The 18,956-nt window shown below is 45.8% G+C and carries 17 protein-coding genes; 12 read left to right on the plus strand and 5 right to left on the minus strand.

What is annotated here, in order from left to right; translation table 11 throughout:
• Positions 1 to 82 precede the first annotated feature (82 nt).
• The 4 genes from H6A32_RS03405 (at position 83) to H6A32_RS03420 (ending at position 5,838) form a co-directional block, all read left to right on the plus strand.
• The gene (locus H6A32_RS03405; RefSeq protein WP_204863763.1) at positions 83 to 2,551 is read left to right on the plus strand and encodes a cation-translocating P-type ATPase; all 2,469 of its coding nucleotides are present in this window, start codon (positions 83 to 85) and stop codon (positions 2,549 to 2,551) included.
• 38 nt (positions 2,552 to 2,589) lie between these two features.
• Positions 2,590 to 3,282, plus strand: a complete 693-nt coding sequence (locus tag H6A32_RS03410; protein ID WP_204863764.1) for an anaerobic ribonucleoside-triphosphate reductase activating protein — start codon at positions 2,590 to 2,592, stop codon at positions 3,280 to 3,282.
• A gap of 144 nt (positions 3,283 to 3,426) precedes the next feature.
• Complete coding sequence (locus tag H6A32_RS03415; protein ID WP_242958966.1) at positions 3,427 to 5,538, plus strand: ribonucleoside triphosphate reductase; 2,112 nt, start codon at positions 3,427 to 3,429, stop codon at positions 5,536 to 5,538.
• 99 nt (positions 5,539 to 5,637) lie between these two features.
• Positions 5,638 to 5,838: a hypothetical protein gene (locus H6A32_RS03420; protein WP_087167212.1), complete on the plus strand. Its 201-nt coding sequence runs from the start codon at positions 5,638 to 5,640 to the stop codon at positions 5,836 to 5,838.
• On the opposite strand, the gene H6A32_RS03425 is transcribed toward H6A32_RS03420, so the two are convergent.
• Complete coding sequence (locus H6A32_RS03425) at positions 5,799 to 6,434, minus strand: GntR family transcriptional regulator (protein WP_204863765.1); 636 nt, start codon at positions 6,432 to 6,434, stop codon at positions 5,799 to 5,801. The genes H6A32_RS03420 and H6A32_RS03425 overlap by 40 nt on opposite strands.
• A 203-nt stretch (positions 6,435 to 6,637) precedes the next feature.
• On the opposite strand from H6A32_RS03425, the gene proC reads away from it, so the two are divergent.
• From proC to H6A32_RS03440, 3 genes are all read left to right on the plus strand, one after another.
• On the plus strand, positions 6,638 to 7,438 hold the full coding sequence (gene proC, locus H6A32_RS03430) for a pyrroline-5-carboxylate reductase (RefSeq protein WP_346342235.1): 801 nt from the start codon (positions 6,638 to 6,640) through the stop codon (positions 7,436 to 7,438).
• 162 nt (positions 7,439 to 7,600) lie between these two features.
• A complete protein-coding gene (locus tag H6A32_RS03435; RefSeq protein ID WP_087167260.1) occupies positions 7,601 to 8,194 on the plus strand; it encodes a TetR/AcrR family transcriptional regulator in 594 nt (197 codons plus the stop codon).
• Positions 8,191 to 9,090 carry a DMT family transporter gene (locus tag H6A32_RS03440; RefSeq protein WP_191426337.1) on the plus strand — a complete coding sequence of 300 codons (900 nt, stop codon included), beginning with the start codon at positions 8,191 to 8,193 and terminating at the stop codon, positions 9,088 to 9,090. The genes H6A32_RS03435 and H6A32_RS03440 overlap by 4 nt, the downstream gene beginning before the upstream one ends.
• 97 nt (positions 9,091 to 9,187) lie before the next feature.
• On the opposite strand, the gene H6A32_RS03445 is transcribed toward H6A32_RS03440, so the two are convergent.
• The 3 genes from H6A32_RS03445 to H6A32_RS03455 form a co-directional block, all read right to left on the minus strand.
• The gene (locus H6A32_RS03445) at positions 9,188 to 9,745 is read right to left on the minus strand and encodes a biotin transporter BioY (protein WP_204863767.1); all 558 of its coding nucleotides are present in this window, start codon (positions 9,743 to 9,745) and stop codon (positions 9,188 to 9,190) included.
• Between the two features lie 112 nt (positions 9,746 to 9,857).
• Positions 9,858 to 10,502, minus strand: coding sequence for a DUF6198 family protein (locus H6A32_RS03450; protein WP_138372522.1), 645 nt, complete (start codon positions 10,500 to 10,502; stop codon positions 9,858 to 9,860).
• 23 nt (positions 10,503 to 10,525) lie between these two features.
• Positions 10,526 to 10,942 carry a MarR family winged helix-turn-helix transcriptional regulator gene (locus tag H6A32_RS03455; protein ID WP_087167218.1) on the minus strand — a complete coding sequence of 139 codons (417 nt, stop codon included), beginning with the start codon at positions 10,940 to 10,942 and terminating at the stop codon, positions 10,526 to 10,528.
• A gap of 178 nt (positions 10,943 to 11,120) precedes the next feature.
• On the opposite strand from H6A32_RS03455, the gene H6A32_RS03460 reads away from it, so the two are divergent.
• The 4 genes from H6A32_RS03460 to H6A32_RS03475 all read left to right on the plus strand — a co-directional run bounded on the left by H6A32_RS03460 (position 11,121) and on the right by H6A32_RS03475 (position 15,668).
• Positions 11,121 to 11,801 carry a response regulator transcription factor gene (locus tag H6A32_RS03460; RefSeq protein WP_087252670.1) on the plus strand — a complete coding sequence of 227 codons (681 nt, stop codon included), beginning with the start codon at positions 11,121 to 11,123 and terminating at the stop codon, positions 11,799 to 11,801.
• Positions 11,788 to 12,786, plus strand: a complete 999-nt coding sequence (locus H6A32_RS03465; protein ID WP_087167220.1) for a sensor histidine kinase — start codon at positions 11,788 to 11,790, stop codon at positions 12,784 to 12,786. Before H6A32_RS03460 ends, H6A32_RS03465 begins: the two co-directional genes overlap by 14 nt.
• A 121-nt stretch (positions 12,787 to 12,907) precedes the next feature.
• On the plus strand, positions 12,908 to 13,675 hold the full coding sequence (locus H6A32_RS03470) for an ABC transporter ATP-binding protein (protein WP_087252750.1): 768 nt from the start codon (positions 12,908 to 12,910) through the stop codon (positions 13,673 to 13,675).
• Positions 13,668 to 15,668: an ABC transporter permease gene (locus H6A32_RS03475; protein ID WP_204863768.1), complete on the plus strand. Its 2,001-nt coding sequence runs from the start codon at positions 13,668 to 13,670 to the stop codon at positions 15,666 to 15,668. The genes H6A32_RS03470 and H6A32_RS03475 overlap by 8 nt, the downstream gene beginning before the upstream one ends.
• Positions 15,669 to 16,253: 585 nt before the next feature.
• On the opposite strand, the gene H6A32_RS03480 is transcribed toward H6A32_RS03475, so the two are convergent.
• Positions 16,254 to 17,135: an AraC family transcriptional regulator gene (locus H6A32_RS03480; RefSeq protein WP_087167222.1), complete on the minus strand. Its 882-nt coding sequence runs from the start codon at positions 17,133 to 17,135 to the stop codon at positions 16,254 to 16,256.
• An 87-nt stretch (positions 17,136 to 17,222) separates the two neighbouring features.
• Here H6A32_RS03480 and H6A32_RS03485 point away from each other — a divergent pair, with 87 nt between their 5' ends.
• Positions 17,223 to 18,956, plus strand: a complete 1,734-nt coding sequence (locus H6A32_RS03485; RefSeq protein ID WP_204863769.1) for a glycoside hydrolase family 36 protein — start codon at positions 17,223 to 17,225, stop codon at positions 18,954 to 18,956.

Here is an 18,956-nt window from a genome sequence, read left to right on the forward strand (position 1 = left end):
GGCATTTACAGTTTCAGGGCGTATAATGGAGACATGAAAAACTGACAGAATGACAAAAGATGAGACGAAAGGAAGAGACAGCATGCTAGAACGACTTGCCGGAATACTGAGAAGAAGGCGGGAGGAAGAAGAGGAATACGAACCGGAGAGACTTCCGATCCGCAGATGTATGCCGGATTATCATATGGGACTCTATGAGGAGGAGATTATCGAACGTGAGGAAGCGGGATGGACGAACGATCCGGTGGATCCGCCCTCTAAGACAACGCGGGATATTATTCATGATAATGTATTTACTTATTTCAACCTGATTTTTGCGATTCTCGGGCTGCTTCTGATTATGGTGGGAGCCTTCCGGGATCTGACATTTCTTCCGGTAATTATTTTGAATACCATGATTGGTATCATTCAGGAGATCCGGGCGAAGAATGTGCTGGATAAGATGACGATGCTTCATGCACCGAAAGCCACGGTAGTACGCAACGGGCGGAAACGGGTGATTGCGGTGGAGGATCTTGTTATTGATGATATCGTGATTTTCAAGGCGGGTAATCAGATCTGTGCGGATGCGATTGTAGAGCACGGGGAAGTGCAGGTCAATGAGTCGCTTCTGACAGGTGAGGCGGATGAGATCACGAAAAAGAAAGGCGATATTCTGATGTCGGGAAGCTTCATAGTTTCAGGAGAATGCCATGCCCGGCTTGAAAAGGTGGGGGCGGATTCCTATATTTCCAGACTGACGCTGGAAGCAAAGGCCATGAAGGACGGTGAACAGTCGGAGATGATCCGCTCTCTGGACAAACTGGTCAAGTGCGTTGGTATTGCCATCATTCCGATCGGGCTGATTCTGTTCATTCAGAGCTTCTTTTTAAATGAGGAAAGTTTCCGTTCAAGTGTCACTGCCATGGTAGCGGCTGTCATCGGAATGGTCCCGGAAGGTCTTTATCTGCTTTCAAGTGTGGCTCTTGCGGTAAGCGCAGTGCGTCTTGCCAAGCAGAAAGTACTTCTGCATGACATGAAGAGTATCGAGACTCTGGCCAGAGTCAATGTGCTCTGTGTGGACAAGACAGGTACCATTACGGAGAATACAATGAAAGTTCAGGGGCTTCGGGCCACGAGACATTATGACAAGGAGACAATGCCTCCGCTCAAAGGGATCATCGGTGATTTTGCACAGTCCATGAGCAAGGACAATATTACGATGGAAGCAGTGCAGACCTATTTTCAGAAACGTACCGGAAGACGGGCACAGAAGATCACATCCTTTTCTTCGGAATTTAAATACAGCAGTGCAACGTTTGAGGACGGATCCTATGTGCTTGGGGCTCCGGAGTTTGTCCTCCGGGAGGATTATCCGGAGTATGAGGAAGAGATCCGGGAAGAGGCCGCAAAGGGATACCGTGTGCTTGTATTCGGGAGCTGTGACGAAACTCCGGACGGCAGAGAGCTGAAGGGAAAGGTGACGCCGCTTGCCTATATCATGCTTGCGAACCCGATCCGGAAAGAGGCGCCAAAGACATTTGCCTACTTTGAAGAACAGGGAGTGGAGGTCAAGGTGATTTCAGGAGATAATCCGCTGACGGTATCCGAGGTGGCGAAAAAGGCGGGCATTACGGGAGCGGAGAACTACGTGGATGCTGCGACCCTGACTACAGAAGAGGAGATCAGGCAGGCGGTTCTGAAATATACAGTTTTCGGGCGTGTGACACCTGCTCAGAAGAGACAGTTCGTGAAGGCTCTTAAAGGGGCGGGACGTACGGTAGCGATGACCGGAGACGGTGTCAATGATGTACTGGCGCTGAAAGATGCAGACTGCAGCATTGCCATGGCATCCGGAAGCGATGCGGCGGCGCAGGCTTCCCAGCTTGTGCTTCTGGAATCGGATTTTTCCTGTATGCCAAGCGTCGTGCTGGAAGGACGGCGGGTCGTCAACAATATTCAAAGATCCGCAAGTCTTTTCCTTGTGAAGAATATTTTCTCTTTCCTGCTTTCCATCTTCTCGGCGGTTTTTATGATTACCTATCCGCTGGAGCCGTCGCAGGTATCTCTGATCAGTATGTTTACAATCGGTGTTCCGGCCTTCTTCCTAGCGCTGGAGCCGAATAAGAATATTATCAAGGGACACTTCCTGACAAACGTATTTCTGAAGGCTCTTCCGGCGGCATTGACAGATGTGCTGGCGGTCGGGGCGCTTGTAGTTTTTGGAGCTACGTTCAGTGTAAGTCCTACGGACATTTCGACGGCTGCGACGATGCTGCTTGCGATCGTTGGATTTATGATCCTTTACCGGATCAGCCAGCCGATGAACAGGATCCGTGTGGCTGTGCTGGCCGGATGTATCTGTGCCCTGCTGTTCTGCAGTACGGTGCTGAATCAGCTGTTTGCCATTACCGATATGTCTGCGGAATGTGTTATGCTTTTTGTAGTATTTTCCATTGCGACAGAACCGGTGCTGCGGTATCTGACTGTTTTTGTCGGCAGTGCAAAGTCATTTTATGATAAAGTGAAAGGGAAAATTTTTATCGGGAAAAAAGCGGGGGAAGAAGCATAGAGAAATCAAAAAGAAGCTGAGAAAGGGAGGGGATACCTATGAGAATTCAAGGTTTACAGAAGCTGACGCTTCTTGACTATCCCGGCAGAACCGCGTGTACGATCTTTCTGGGCGGATGCAATTTCCGGTGCCCGTTCTGCCACAATGCGGCTCTCGTGACCGGAGTAGACGAGCAGGAAGATATTCCTGAGGAGACGATTTTCAGTTTCCTGAAAAAGAGAAGGGGCATTCTGGACGGAGTATGTATCAGCGGAGGAGAGCCCCTGATACAGCCGGGACTGGATGAGTTTCTGAAAAAAGTACGGGATATGGGATATCTGATTAAGCTTGATACAAATGGAAGCTTTCCGGAACGGCTGGAACGGTTTGCGGAAGAAGGGCTGATTGACCAGGTGGCGATGGATCTGAAGAATTCCAAAGAAAAGTATGCCATGACTGTCGGAGTTCCTTCGCTGGATCTCCGCCCGATTGAAGAAAGTGTGGAGTTTCTGATGGAAGGGCACGTACCTTATGCGTTCCGGACAACGGTCGTAAGAGAGTTTCATCAGAAATCGGATTTTGAACAGATGGGGCTTTGGATCCGCGGGGCAGACAAGTACTATTTGCAGCAGTTTGAAAATTCGGGCAGACTGATTCAGGACGGACTGCACGCGTATGATCCTCCTGTGCTGGAACAGGCTCTTGAAATTATGAAAAGATATGTAAATGACGCGGAAATCCGCGGGATATAGCAAAACACATGAAGAACAACATCTAGTGTTTGTTTAGCGTTAAACTACTAAAAACAACTAGATGTTGTTTCCGTATATTGACGTCAAAAAGAGAAGGGTGATATAATGAGGACATCGACACGAACAGGAAAGGAAGTATGACAGATGTATCAGGTAGTAAAGAGGGATGGACAGATTGCCGAATTTGACATCCATAAAATAGGATCCGCGATTCAGAAAGCGTTTGAAGCAGCGGGAAAGAATTTTCATCCGAGCATCATTGATATGCTTGCGTTAAAAGTGACGGCAAATTTTGAGCCTAAGATTGCGGACGGAAAGATCAAAGTGGAAGAAATTCAGGACAGCGTCGAAGAGGTGCTCAGCCAGGCCGGATATGCCGATGTGGCAAAGGGATATATTCTTTACAGAAAGCAGAGGGAGAAGATCCGCAACCTGAAATCCGCGACATTAAATTATAAAGAACTGGTGAACAATTATCTGCAGGTCAATGACTGGAGAGTCAAGGAGAATTCTACCGTGACCTATTCCGTAGGCGGACTGATCCTCAGCAATTCCGGTGCCATTACGGCAAACTACTGGCTGTCCGAGGTGTACGACCAGGAGATTGCCCAGGCACACAGAAATACGGATATCCATCTGCATGACCTTTCCATGCTGACCGGGTACTGTGCAGGATGGTCGCTGCGCCAGCTGATCCAGGAGGGACTTGGCGGGATCACCGGGAAGATCACATCCGCGCCGGCCAAACATCTGAGTGTACTGTGCAACCAGATGGTTAATTTCCTTGGCATCATGCAGAATGAATGGGCGGGGGCACAGGCTTTTTCCTCTTTTGATACGTATCTGTCACCTTTTGTACGAACAGATCATTTGACCTATACTGAAGTGAAAAAGTGCATTGAGTCCTTCGTATACGGGGTCAATACACCGTCCCGCTGGGGTACGCAGGCGCCGTTTACGAATATTACACTGGACTGGACCGTGCCGGATGACCTGAAAGACAAGCCGGCGATTGTAGGTGGAAAAGAGATGGATTTCACCTACGGTGACTGTAAAAAAGAGATGGATATGGTAAATAAGGCATTCATTGAAGTTATGATTGAAGGAGATGCCCAGGGCAGAGGATTCCAGTATCCGATTCCGACCTATTCCATTACAAAGGATTTCGACTGGTCTGATACAGAGAACAACCGTCTGCTTTTTGAGATGACATCAAAATATGGAACACCGTACTTTTCCAATTACATTAACAGCGACATGGAGCCGAGCGATGTCCGCAGCATGTGCTGCCGGCTGAGACTGGATTTGAGAGAGCTTCGGAAGAAGGCGGGAGGATTTTTCGGAAGCGGCGAAAGCACAGGATCCATCGGCGTTGTGACGATCAATCTTCCGAGGATGGCTTATCTGTCAAAGGATGAGGATGATTTCTTCCGGAGGCTGGCCCATATGATGGATATTGCGGCAAGATCCCTTCATATTAAGAGACAGGTTATTTCCAAACTGCTGGATGAAGGACTCTATCCGTATACGAAACGGTATCTCGGAGGCTTCGGAAATCATTTTTCCACTATCGGATTGATCGGAATGAATGAGGCAGGACTGAACGCAAACTGGCTTAGAAAGGATATTACTCACAAAGAGACACAGGAGTTTGCGGTCAAGGTACTCAATTTTATGAGAAACCGTCTCTCCGATTATCAGGAAGAATACGAGGAACTTTTCAATCTGGAGGCAACTCCGGCAGAGTCCACCACCTACCGGTTTGCAAAACATGATAAGGAGCAGTTCCCGGATATTATCACAGCAGCGGAAGGGAACGGTACTCCATACTATACGAACAGTTCCCATCTTCCGGTTGGATTTTCCGATGATATTTTTGACGCGCTGGATATTCAGGACGAGCTTCAGACGCTCTATACATCGGGAACCGTATTCCACGCATTCCTGGGAGAGAAGCTTCCGGGCTGGAAGGAATCGGCGCTTCTTGTACGGAAGATTGCCGAGAATTATAAGCTTCCATACTATACGATTTCTCCGACCTACTCCATCTGCCAGGATCACGGCTATATTGACGGCGAACAGTATACCTGCCCGCACTGCGGAAAGAAGACGGAGGTTTACAGCCGGATCACCGGATACTACCGTCCGGTACAGAACTGGAACGATGGAAAGATTCAGGAGTTTAAAGACCGGAAAGAATATGATATCGAACATTCTGTAATGAAGAAAAAGAAGACAGAACCGATTACGAAATAAAAATCAGACAGAAAGGCTGGCATGCTTACTTACAAGGTGTGTCAGCTTTTTTCTGTGTCGTTTCTTGCAAAACTGTAAGACTGGAGGGGAAAGTGTAAGATGATTCGATGGAAGGGAAGACCTGAACTTTATATAATAGAGGCAGAAGAAGGAGGAAGAACAAATGGCAGCCATGAAAAAAGGAATGGCAGCGGCACTTGTAACGGCAGAAGTACTGTTCCTTCTGCTGCTCTCTGTGCTGGCTGCCATTTTGAATCTGTTTATTTTTTTAAAGCACTGCTTTTTCCGATCAAAAAATGATCGTTTCGCAGAATCTCGTAGGCCTTTTCGTAATTGTTGGAACGCATGTAGCGGATCATCTTTTTAAGATTTTCATTTGCCTTGTTGATGTGGAGTCCGTTCCGTACGGAATAAAGGCCCATCCGGATGACTTCATTCAGATAGTTTTCATAGATCCTGTTGATCCGTTCATTTTCAAATACACTGACAATCTCCATGTGCATCTGTGTATCGGCAAGCTCCCACTGATAGATGTCGCCGGCGCAAGCGCACATACGGACAACGCGCTCTTCAATCCGGTAGGAAAACTCTTCAGCTTTGCCGGACTGGAAGATTTCTTTAAACGCGGCACCTTCCAGAAGTTCCCGAAGCTGATAGATCTCCCGGATATCTCTGTCGGTAATTTCTCTTACAGTAATAGATTTATAATAGTCCCGGACAATCAGTCCCTCGGAATGCAGGGATTTGAGTGCGGTACGGATAGGGTTACGGCTCATGTGAAGATCATCTGCGAGCATGGTCTCCGTAAGCTGCATGCCCGGAGGGTAGGTAAGATTCAGAATCCGCTCTTTGATCGTATGATATGCCTGATCGGCCAGAGAAATTTTGTCAGCCATGCGGACCACTCCTTTAATGTATACTAATAATATTATTGTATACAATTTATAACGAAAATTCAAGGGAAAATGATATAAAAAATAGTAGATTATTTTTCGAAGAATGATTGACAAGTACGTGGAAGAGTGATATTTTATAGATAGAAATTGTATACAACTGATTTAGATGTATACAAAACTGATTATAGCGGAAAAGGAGTGTAATACACATGAAGTTAGGATTTATCGGATGTGGAAATATGGCGGGCGCCATCATGGGAGGTATTATTAAAAAGGAAGTATTCAAACCGGGAGAGATTATCGGTTCTGACGTATTTGTACCGACCAGAGAAAAAGCAAGAGATACTTACGGGATTCAGATTACAGACAGTAATCTGGAAGTAGTTGAAAAGTCCGAAGTGATTGTTCTCGCTGTAAAACCGCAGTTCTATGAGTCTGTAATTACAGAGATCAAAGACAAAGTAACAGAAGATAAGATTATCATCACTATTGCACCGGGTAAAACTCTTGCATGGCTGGAAGAGAAATTCGGAAAGAAAGTCAAGATCGTAAGAACCATGCCTAACACACCTGCTATGGTCATGGAAGGGATGACAGCAGCATCACCGAACTCTTATCTGTCAGAAGAAGAAGTGAAGTATGCATGCCACATTCTGGAAAGTTTCGGAAAAGTAGAAGTGATTCCGGAGAGACTGATGGACGCAGTCGTAGGAGTAAGCGGCAGTTCACCGGCATATGTATTTATCCTGATCGAAGCAATGGCAGACGCAGCTGTTTCAGATGGTATGCCAAGAGCTCAGGCTTATAAATTCGCAGCACAGGCTGTTATGGGCAGCGCCAAGATGGTACTCGAAACAGGAAAACATCCGGGTGAATTAAAAGATATGGTATGTTCTCCGGCCGGTACAACGATTGAGGCTGTCAGAGTTCTGGAGGGTACAGGATTCAGAAGTTCTGTGATTGAGGCAATGAAAGCCTGCACAGATATTGCAAAGGGAATGTAAAACAGGTATACTGTAAAAGTACAGAATTGAGACAGCTCAGTTGTCAAAGTACAGCTGAGCTGTTTTTGTTCTACCGGAAAATCAGGACAACATTCCGGCAGAAGAATAGAGGTGCGTGATCCGCACAGATACAATGCAGAAGGAAGGAGCAAAACGGCAGCAATGGAAAAGAAAAAGAAGAGTGTAAAAGACAGAATTGTGTCGGCAGCCTGGGAATTGTTCTATGAGAAAGGATATGACTCGACAACAGTAGATGACATTATCAGACTGTCTGACACATCCAAGGGATCATTCTATTACTATTTTGACGGGAAAGATGCTCTCTTAAACACGTTGTCATCGGTGCTGGATGATCTGTATCTGACTTTGAAAGAAGAGATGGATCCTTATATGGACAGCTTTGAGAAACTGATGTTTTTAAATTACCGTTCTCATACGTTCATGGAAAAGACAATTAAAGTTGATCTGCTTGCGTCTTTGTATTCGACACAGTTGATTTCCAAAGGAGAGAGAAGCCTTCTGGATCAGAACAGGGAATATTATAAGCTGATTGCGTCCGTCATCGAAGAAGGACAAAAGCGGGGGGAAATCAACAGAAGAAAAAGCATTGCGGAGGTTGTGAAGTATTACTCCCTCTGTGAGCGGGCGCTTGTCACAGACTGGTGTCTGAATAAGGGAAGTTATTCTCTTGGGGAATACAGTAAGGAATATATGCCGATTATGATGGAAAGTTTCAGAGGAAAACAGTTGTCATGAATCAAATGGAGAAGAGAGAGGCGATGCGCGGTGCGTGCATTGCCGTGATTGGGGGAATTTTCTGGGGACTGGCAGGAGTGTTCGGGCAGTATCTGTTTACATACAAGGGCCTGAATGCACGCTGGCTGGTCAGTGTCCGGCTCGTACTGGCCGGGCTTCTTCTGCTTACGACCGTACTGGCAAAGCAGAAAAACGATATGTGGCGGATATGGAAGAAGAAACAGGATGTTTTCTGGCTTGTGCTGTTCGCGATTTTCGGAATGGCGGGATGCCAGCTGACCTACTATTCTGCTGTGGAAATGTCAAATGCCGGGACTGCGACCGTACTGCAATACACCGCTCCGGCCATTATTATGCTTTATACTGCCCTGCGGGCAAAGAAGATGCCGGGGATTCTGGAGATCGGAGCGTTGATTCTTGCGTTGTTTGGAACGTTTGTCCTGGCGACCCACGGGAATATTCATTCTCTGGCCATTTCCAGGGAGGCGCTGGTCTGGGGGCTGACTTCGGCGGTGATGATGGCAGTCTACAATCTGCTGCCGCTGAAACTGATGAAAGAGTACGGGACATTCTGTGTTATCGGCTGGGGTATGCTGCTTGGAGGAATTCTGATGTGCTTGTTTACGAGACCGTGGCATGTGATCGGGACATGGGATCTTCAGGCGGTAGGAGCCATGGCGGTTGTCGTGGTGGTAGGTACCGTGCTGTCGTTCTCGTTTTATATGGAAGGAGTCCGGATGATCGGAGCATCCAGAGCAAGTCTCTTTGCATCGGTAGAACCGGTGACAGCAACGGCAGCGACCGTACTGATGATGCACGCCACATTTACACTTTCGGACTTTTTCGGAATTCTCTGCATTATGGCGGCAGTACTGATTCTGTCGATACGGAAATAGAACAAAACGATCCCGTGATGATCGAAGACTTTGAAGGTCTTGGTTTTCACGGGATCGTTTTATTTATGAGGTTCAGGTTTCGGTGACGGTTCCCCGGTTATATGAGGGGAAGCCGTCTGCGAAGCTGCGGCCCAAGAAGAAGAGCCAGAATGATTTTCAGAGCATCTCCCGGAAGATATGGGATGACACCGGCAAACAACCCCTGCACAAAAGTCAGATTCATCTGTTGAGAAAGCCAGATGGTTCCGAAGAGATAGGTGACCAGGCTTCCGAGAATCAGACCCGTAAGAGCAAAGACAATTCCGCGGCGTCCTTCTCCTTTTTGCAGGAAAACTCCGCCGATCAGGATCAGAAAGAGAAATCCGATCAGATATCCGCCGGTCGGTCCGGCAAGCTTGCCAATGCCTCCGGAAAAACCGGAGAAAACCGGGAGGCCGCAAAGGCCCAGCAGCATATATACGATGTAGCTTACAAACAGCTGGCGCCATGGCAGGATAAACAGACCGATATAAAGGACCAGATTGGTCAGTGTGACTGGCACCGGACTTACCGGAATGGGAATGGAAAGCGGTGCCAGAATACAGATGACAGCTGTCATCAGTGCTGTAAATACAAGATAACGGGTTGAAACGGAAGATGTTGATGTATGATTCATGAAAGTTCTCCTTTTCTGTATGTGTAGGGTTTTATATGTATAGGAGAAGTATACCGTTAGATACATCAATTGTCAACCAAAATAAAAAGAATGGGTTTACGATTGGAACGGTTCAGGAATTCCGTAACTTTATGGAATGCATCTGACATGCAAGTTTCCGGCCGAACAGGCGGGCAATAAATCCGACCAGCAGAGCGGCGATGATAGTGCCTTCCCTGATTCCATCCAGTCTGCGGGCAAACAGAAGGGAGAGAATGCCGGCAATCACTGCGAGTGATACATCAAAAGCCACTTTCGTAGAGCCGAATTCCGTCTTCCACGTAGAAGAAACTGCACGGACAAAAGATTCTCCCGGAAGCATGGCCACATTAGCAAGCACTTCGGTGTAGACACCAAACCCCAGTATGACACATCCGATTAACAGATAAATGACAGAAGCCATATAGGTCTGAGGATGAATGAAGAAGAGCAGTTCCATGGTCAGATCGATAAAGTATCCAAACAGAATGGAGATCGGGATCTGCAGCAGATGTTCTGCCTTAAAATTCCGGCGGAGAATGGCAAGCTGAATCAGAATCAGAAGCAGACTGAAGGCGATTGTGAACTGCCCTAGTGTCAACGGAAAGTTCAGGCTGAGTACATAGGGAATCGACGAAATCGGTGATGTCCCGAGATCTGCCTTTGTAATCAGACTGACTCCCAGTGAATTAATAAAAAGTCCAATTAGAAATACAGCATATCGTTTCAATTTTTCCATGATTTGATGACCTCCTCTGAATATCAAGATACCGTATTCTCATAAATACGCTGAAAGATCCGTAAAAATTTTTCCCTGTCTTCCGATGAAATATCGCGAAATGCCTGCTCTTCCAGATCAGAAAACGCATGATCGACCTGCCGGGACAAAAGGCTGCCCTTTTCGGTCAGAAACACATACAGGCTTCTCCGGTTGCCATGCAGCATGCGGCGCTCAACGAGTCCGGCTTCTTCCATCCGGTTTAATAGTGTAGTAAGTGTGCCCGGCTCGATATGACACCCTTTGGCAATCTCTTTCTGGCTTATGCCGTTATGATCTTTCAGGTAATCAAGAATTTTCGGCTGTCCGATTGTCAGGCCGGTGTCCCTGAGTCTGGAGAGAAGTTCTTTTTGGAAGGTTGAGTGCTCGGCCATAATCAGATAATGAAATGAATAAGGCATTTGAAATAGTCTCCTTTCGTTTTTCGTATACTTACACAAAAGTTTTGAATTGAAATAGTTTGAATTCAAATAAAACATACCTATTATATAAGGAACGGGAAAGGATTGTCAAGTCCTGCATTGTAAAGCAGAAGTGGCTATGTTATAGTAAAAACGCACGAAGAAGGGAGGAGAATGTATGAAATACCGTATTCTGCTTGTGGAAGATGATGAGATGATGGTGGAAATCCTGAAGAGAAATCTGGAAAAATGGGGATATCTTGCCCGGGGGATTACTGATTTTCAAAATGTCATGGATGAATTTCAATCATTTGAACCGCAGCTTGTCCTGATGGATATCTCCCTTCCGTTTTATAACGGATATTACTGGTGCGGGGAAATCCGGAAAGTGAGTCAGGTGCCGGTGATTTTTCTGTCCTCCTCCGGCGATGATATGAATCTTGTGATGGCAATCCAACTGGGGGCGGATGATTTTGTCGCAAAACCGTTCCGGATGGATGTATTGACGGCAAAGATTCAGGCCGTGCTCAGGAGGGCATACACATTCGGGGTGTCCAGCCCGGAGGTGTTGGCCCACAAAGGAGTGACCCTGAACCTGGATTCGCAGATACTTGCTTTCGGGGATCAGAAACTGGAACTCGGAAAGAATGAATTCGGGATTCTGCGGACGCTTCTGGAACATCCGGGGAAGATCATAGAGCGGACAGAACTGATCCGAAATCTCTGGGAGACAGAAAGTTATATCGATGACAATACGTTGACTGTAAATGTGACAAGACTTCGGAGAAGGCTGGAAGAGATCGGCCTGAAAGACTATATTCTCACGAAGAAAGGTGTGGGATATTATGTGGAAGAATAACTGCTTTGTCTCGTACCTGCATGCCGCGCGCAGGACAGAAGCCTTCTTTTTCGGAATTTTGATTCTGGAGTGGGCGGTCTATTCCCTCTACGGACTTCCGTGGGGACCGGCCGTCTATACGATGCTTCTTTCCACCGCATTCTTTCTTCTGGTCTGGGGAGCAGGATTTTTTGCTTACAGGAAAAAATGGAGATGGATGAAGCAGCTGGAAGAAACAATAGAGATGGAAAGCGTGGAATTCCCGCGGGCGTGGAACGGGGTGGAAGCGCAGTATCAGGAGATTATCAGGAAGCGGGAGTGGTTCTGGCGGGAACACGAAAGCAGGGAACAGGCAAAGCGGAAACAAGAGGATGCCTACTATACACGCTGGAGCCACCAGATCAAGACGCCGGTATCTGTGATGGGGCTTTTGCTGCAGGAAGAGGAGCCGGACAAGGAGGCCATGCGCCATGAGATGTTACAGATCGAGCAGTATATTGCCATGGCTCTGCACTACCAGAAACTGGAAAAGGGCGGAAACGATTTGCGGTTCAGCCATTACCGGGCCGGGGATCTGGTAAAACAGGCGGTCCGGAATACCTCGGAACTGTTTATACATAAGAAGATTTCCCTTCAGATCGGGGAAAATCTGGATTTTGATGTTCTGACGGACGAGAAGTGGTTTGTGTTTATTCTGGAGCAGATTTTGACGAATGCAGTAAAATATACGAAGCAGGGTGGCGTTTCCGTTTTTCGGGAAGGAGAAGGCACTCTGGTGGTTCGGGATACCGGAATCGGAATTCTGCCTGAGGATCTTCCGCGGGTATTCGAGTGGGGATATACCGGATATAATGGAAGACTCGATAAACGTTCCACCGGCATCGGACTGTCCCTTGTGAAATCCGCAGCCGATCTTCTCGGACATCCGGTCCGGATCACTTCCGAAGCAGGAAAAGGGACGACCGTCCGGATCGATACAAAAAGAGTTCAGCTGGATACGGTGTGACAGAAATCTTACACCGGTGTAAGAATAGAAAGAGAAAGTGTAAGCCCGATCGATGGCATCCACTTTCTTTTTTTCTTATAATAATGGCAGAAAAGAAAAAGAAGAAAGGGAGAGGATGGATATGGCATTACTGGAAGTCAGACATCTGAAAAAAACATATACAAACCGGTTCGGGACCAATCAGGTGCAGGCATTAAGAGATGTATCCTTTACGATAGAAGAAGGAGAATTCACTGCGGTGATGGGGGAATCCGGATCTGGAAAGACGACGCTGTTAAATCTGCTGGCCTCCTTTGACCGGCCGACGGGCGGGGAAATCATTTTAAACGGACTTTCCTTTCAGAATATCCGGGAAAAGGATCTGGCGTCTTACCGGAGAAAAAATCTGGGATTTGTCTTTCAGGACTTTAATCTTTTGGACACTCTTTCTGTCAAAGACAATATTTTTTTGCCGTTGGTATTGGCAGGGGCAAAGCCGGAAGAAATGAAAAAACGGGTGATGCCCCTTGCGAAAGTGCTGCGGATTGACGATCTGATGGAAAAATTTCCATATGAAATTTCGGGAGGACAAAAACAGAGAACTGCAATTGCAAGGGCACTGATTACAGAACCGAGGCTCGTGCTTGCGGATGAACCGACCGGGGCACTGGATTCCCGGGCATCTAATGAACTTTTAAACATGTTCGAACAGATTAACCGGGCAGGCCAGACGATTCTCATGGTGACCCACAGTACAAAAGCGGCAAGCCACGCCGGAAGGGTACTCTTTATCAAAGACGGCATCGTATATCATCAGATTTACAGAGGAGATAAGAGCAGGGAGGAGATGTTCAAAAGCATTTCCGAAACATTGACCGTGATGGCGTCGGGAGGGAAAACACATGCGTAATTCCTTATATTTCAAACTGGCACGATCAAACCTCAAAAAGAACCGCCAGATTTATTTTCCGTATACGCTGGCAAATATACTGATTGTCAGCATGTATTATATTTTAAAAAGCATCCGCTCCATGATGCTGAAATACGAGACGACACAAGGATCCAATTCGGATATGATTTTAAATTTCTGCACGATTGTGGCCGTGATTATGGCATGCATTATTCTGTTCTATGTGAACAGCTTTGTCATCCGGCAGAGAAAAAAGGAAATCGGGCTGTACTGCGTTTTGGGCATGGAAAAACGCCATCTGTCCACGATGATGTTCTGGGAAGTCCTGATTACAGCTCTGCGCGGACTTGTTGGCGGCATGATCGCCGGAGCATTGCTCAGCCAGCTTGTCTTCCTGATCTTTTTGTCCATGCTTCGCATTCCGTCAGACCTTCGGTTTGAAATCCCGATCGATGCAGTAGGAAGCACCTGCCGGACCTTCGGAATTCTGTATCTGATTGTTCTGATTTATAATATTTTATCTGTTGTAAGAACGAACCCGATCGAATTTCTGCAGGGGGCAAAAGAGGGGGAAAAAGAACCAAAAGTACGGAAACTGCCGGCAATCCTCGGTGTTGTCCTCCTTGCGGCAGGGTATACATTTGCTATCGGAGCACAGGGAGTCTATGAGACACTCAAAATATTTCTGCCGGCTGTCGTACTGGTGATTGCAGCTACCTACCTGCTGTTTCTTGCGGGAAGCATTGCATTCCTGAAATGGATGAAAAAACAGGAGAGACTTTATTACCGGCCGAGAAATTTTATCACGATTTCAGGAATGATTTACCGAATGAAACAAAATGCCGCAGGACTTGCAACGATCTGTATTTTATCTACAGCCGTGATTGTATCCATCTCCACAAGCTTCAGCCTGTATCTAGGCGAAGAAGACATTCTGGAAAAACGCTTTCCAAGAGATTACATGAGTAGCTGTATCCTTGACGGACAGGAAAGTAATGGTACGGTACTGCAGGAGGCTGTCCAGAAACATGCTGACAGAACCGGTGTCAAGGTAACGGAAGGATTCGGGTACAAGCAGCTGTGGATGGCAGGATTTCAGGAAGCAAACGGAACATTTACACTGTCCGACGGAGAACAGGCAGATGCCTCAAAACTTTATGTATTTGCATTCCTGACACAGGACGATTACAGCAAAAACACAGGAGAAAAACTGGACCTGGCGAAGGGAGAGGCGGCTGTTTATGAAAAAAACAAAAACCAGGTTTCAGAAACGCTGACACTGGATCAATTAAGCTGGAACGTCAGAACCACCGTTGACGATCCCGGCATCTGGAACGAGGCACTTTACCTGTCAGACGCAAACTTCATGGCTGTCATTCTGCCTGATCTGAAATCGATGGAAACAGTCCTGAACGCTTACAATGAACGCTATGCAGACACCAGGGCGGGAAGCAGAGAAATTACCTACGAATACTACTATAATATAGAAGGGACAGATGCAGAGAAAGATACCTTTTTCAAAACATTAAGAGAAAATCTCGTTGAAGACGTAGAGCGCCTGATGACAGTCGACAACATTGACCAGGCAAGGGCACACTATTACGAACAATACGGCACCTTTCTGTTCATTGGAATCTTCCTCTCCATCCTCTTCCTGATCGCAGCATCACTTATCATTTACTACAAACAGATTACAGAAGGATTCGACGACAGAGAACGATACCAGATCATGAAAAAAGTCGGCATGACCAACGACGAAATCCGATCCACCATCCGAAGACAAATCCTGCAGGTCTTTTTCCTGCCGCTCTTGATGGCAGCAATGCACACCGCTGCAGCCTTCCCGGCACTCGTCGATATCATGCGCGCATTGAACCTTATCAACCAGACTATCTTCGCACAATGCACCATAGCCGTCACACTCACCTTCGCGGCCATATACTTTATCATTTACACCATTACCTCACACACGTACTACCGCATTGTACGATAGAACTTATCGTAATTTATCGGGGACATTAATTTATCGGGGACGTGTTCCGACGCATTGGAACACGTCCCCGATAATCGTTGTAATAACAACATTTTAAAATACCAAAAATCCTGGAAACCCTTGAAAATACTGGGGAAAAGTAAAAATAGAAAGGAAAAGTATCAAAACTTATCAAATCAATAAACAGAGCACGTCGTGTACCTGTGAAAAAAATCTGACAATAAGAGAAAAAAATAAAATTATCTAGTAGATGATTAGAAGTTACAAAAGTATTAAATAGGGAGAATGCAATGTAAAGCAGGAGGATAGCACGGGAAAACGAAATAAAATATTACAAAATAAAAAGAAATATGTGATAGAAATGAAAAGAAAACTTAAAAACAACTTTATATTTTTTCAATAGGGGACGTGTTCCGGTGTATCGGAACACGTCCCCTATCAATGTGCTGTAAAAATGGAAGAATGTGACCTGTTTTTATGTCGATATGCTCAAAAATTTGACATTAGGACATATAAATTGGTCATTCTTCCATTCATAAGGCAGGGTGCGGATTGTATAATTACACCCGAAGAAGACAAGTAATATTAGTTTTCAGATGAACCGGTTTTAAGTTTTCGATATGCAGATGGAGAGTATCCGGTTGCATTGCGAAACATTTTTGAAAACGCTAGGGAATCTTCATATCCTACATTATGGGCAATATCTTTAATGAATATATCGGTGGAGGCGAGCAGATTTTTGGCCTGTTCAATCCGATAATTTAAGAGATATTTTTGTGGAGACATCTGTAGTTTCTTGTTAAAAATGTAGAACAGATAAGATCGTGTAATACCTATATAGTCGGCGATGTCCTGAATGTGAATATTCTTATTGTAATTAAAGTGTATGTACTGCAGGGCGTGTTCAAAATATGTCTCAGGAAGGTAGTCGTGATGCTTCTGAGGATATTGGGAATCGGCTGAGTGGGAAGAAGCAGTCAGCATGGAAAAGAGTGAAAACAACAGACTGACACGACAAAGTTCGTTGGTAATGGTCAGCTGATGGGTTTTCAGCATTTTCCGGATAACATCAGCGTATTCTTCCGGATCGCTGTTGCAGTCTCGGATATATGGGGAGGAGCCGAAGCCGGCCTGTTCCATATACTGTGCGGACTTGTTTCCGAGAAAGCTGATAAAAGCGTAGGTCCACGGTGTCTGGCTGTCGGCATAATAGCGGGCTTGAGTATTTGGAGGAATCAGAAAGATCTGTCCCTTTTTCAGATGATGGATCTGATGATCAATTTCAAAGTAGCCGCTTCCATCGAGAATAAAATGCATATGGTACTGAGGGCGGAGCTTTGGACCCCACGTATAGTTTGGAGGGCATTTCTGAATGCCGCACCTTGTCAGATACAGATCGTTGGTTTGATGTTCAATATGGTCGAGACACTGGAAGCCGACAACATCACGATATACATTTGTTTCCATATGAGTCCCTCCTTTGAAGCGAAGTTAAAATTACATAAATATAGCATAAAAGTATTTCAGAAAAAAGTCAAGGCAAGGAGAATCAAAATGAAAGTTGTAAGTAATATCAAAGCAGAATTGAACTGGACTTCCAGATCCTTACCGGATGGACGTCAGGTTTACAACATATCCCTGGATCAGATTCCGGAGGGAGCGGATCAGACGGTCATTACCTGTGAATGGAGTTTTCCGATCTGCGATATAGCTGGGAAATGGCATCCGAACTGCAGATATGACAGAACAGTGAAAGCGGACTGGGCGCATGGAGAGGTTTCCATGAGTTCTGTATCAGCCCCATTGGTAGTATTTTTCAGCGAGGATGGAAAAAACAGCGGTACATTTGCTGTTTCCGAGGCGAAAAAGATTGTCAGGATGAATCTGGGTGTTCATGAAGAAGACGGAACGATGAAATGCTGTGTGGATATTCATGTGGGGGCGGCAGATGAAGATCATTATGAAGTATCTGTTCTGATGGATTACAGAAAGATCAGGTATGAACAGGCAATCAGAGAAGTTGGAATCTGGTGGGAGAAAGAATGCGGATTTGAGCCGGCATTTGTGCCGGAAGACGCGAAAGAGCCGATGTACTCTTTCTGGTATTCTTACCATCAGGAAATCACAGATGAAGAGATCGAAAAGGAATGCCGCAATGCAAAGGAACTGGGATTTAAGACCGTAATTGTAGATGACGGCTGGCAGACTGATGACATAAATCGTGGTTATGGGTACTGCGGAGACTGGGAAGTCGCTGAAAAGAAAATCAAAAATATGCAGCAGCATGTAGATAATGTTCACAAGCTGGGGATGAAATACCTGCTGTGGTTCAGCGTTCCTTATGTTGGTATGTATTCAAAAATGTGGGAATTATTCCATGATAAGCTGATCGCGGTAGATGAAGAACAGCATACGGGAATTTTGGATATCAGATATCAAAAAGTCAGAGCATATTTAAAAAATATTTATGTGAAAGCTGTACGTGAATGGGGACTTGACGGTCTGAAACTTGATTTCATCGATGAGTTCTATGAGAGAAAAGATACACCAAAGGCGAATGCCGATATGGACTGTGTTTGCCTCCAGACAGCGCTTGACAAGCTGCTTGGTGAGACGATGGAAGAACTCAAAAAGATCGATGAAAACATTCTGATTGAATTCAGACAGCGTTACATCGGACCGTTTATCAAGAAATACGGAAATATGTTGAGAGTCTGTGACTGTCCGGAATCCGGACTTGCAAACAGAGTCGGAAGCATTGATCTGAGACTGATGAATGAACATACAGCAGTTCACTGCGATCCGATTGTCTGGAATGAGGGAGAGACACCAGAGACAGCAGCACTGCAGATTGTAAATGCACTTTTTTCAACGCTGCAGTTTTCCGTAAAGACGGAATATCTGACAGATGCACATAAAAAAATGATCCGCAATTATATGGAGTTTATGCGGGAACATAAAGCATTACTGCAGGAGAGCGCAGTGACGGCAGAAGAACCGCAGAATTTATATCCGGAAGTCAGCGTAAGAGATGACGAGACGGAGATCGTAGCATTGTATTCAACCGGCCGGGTAGTTACTATCGGCTCACAACAGAGAGATTCCATCATTGTGAACGGAACAAGGGCAGAAGAAATTTATGTAAGAACAGAAAATGAAACAGCTGTCAAAGTCGTTCAGATTGACTGTTTCGGAACTGTTGTGAAGGAAGAAAGAATGATGCTTTCAGGCATCAAAAGTATTCCTTGTACTACGGCGGGGCGGATTGAAATAAAAAAAGAAAAATAA

The organism is Drancourtella massiliensis (genome assembly GCF_016900655.1).
Taxonomy (GTDB): domain Bacteria; phylum Bacillota; class Clostridia; order Lachnospirales; family Lachnospiraceae; genus Sellimonas; species Sellimonas catena.